The organism is Oleiphilus sp. HI0067 (genome assembly GCF_001635735.1).
The window spans coordinates 1-649 of record NZ_LWFI01000376.1 but is presented as its reverse complement, the minus strand read 5'-3'; the positions used below and the strand labels follow the sequence as shown (position 1 = coordinate 649).

Sequence of the window (649 nt, the reverse complement as noted above, 5' to 3'; positions counted from 1 at the left end):
GGTCCACATCTGAGCCCTGATTCAATACTAGTAGACTATCTTTCAACTTACTCATTACCCGAAACGTTTTTTTACACAAATGTTAAATGGGTTCACATTCACATATTTCAATACGTTTAAACCGTCAAATCGGCCTATTTCAACATTATTTTACATCGCAAAGTGTCACCTAACAGTTTGCACCATCAATTCCGTTCTCAGGATTAAATTTGTGAAATTCTGAAAACTGATTTGTGTGATGAGTCAATTTTTTCGTTAGAAGAACTTGACACTGTTTAAAAACCAACCAGAATTAACACGCTGTAACAAATAACACGTTACAGCTTACGAATAAAAATAAAACGCAGCAGGATTATCTAGGTGGTTGGAACTAGACCCTGCAAACGACACGGGAGTCACCTCATGTACCAAGGTAAAGTTAAGTGGTTTAACAACGCAAAGGGATATGGATTTATCGTTGAAGACGGCTGCACTGAAGACCTATTCGCACACTTCTCATCAATTCAAATGGATGGGTATAAAACCTTAAAAGCTGGACAGTCGGTGATGTTTGAAAAACAGCCGAGCAACAAAGGCGTGCACGCTGTAAATATACAGTCAGCAGAAGTCGCACAAAATCAAGTAGCGAATCTTGACGACGAAGTAATTT

1 protein-coding gene is annotated in these 649 nt (G+C 38.5%); it reads left to right on the top strand.

From position 1 onward, the window contains the following. Positions 1-402 precede the first annotated feature (402 nt). A partial coding sequence (gene cspD, locus A3739_RS04450) for a cold shock domain-containing protein CspD (RefSeq protein ID WP_068500481.1) occupies positions 403-649 on the top strand: 247 nt, incomplete at its 3' end.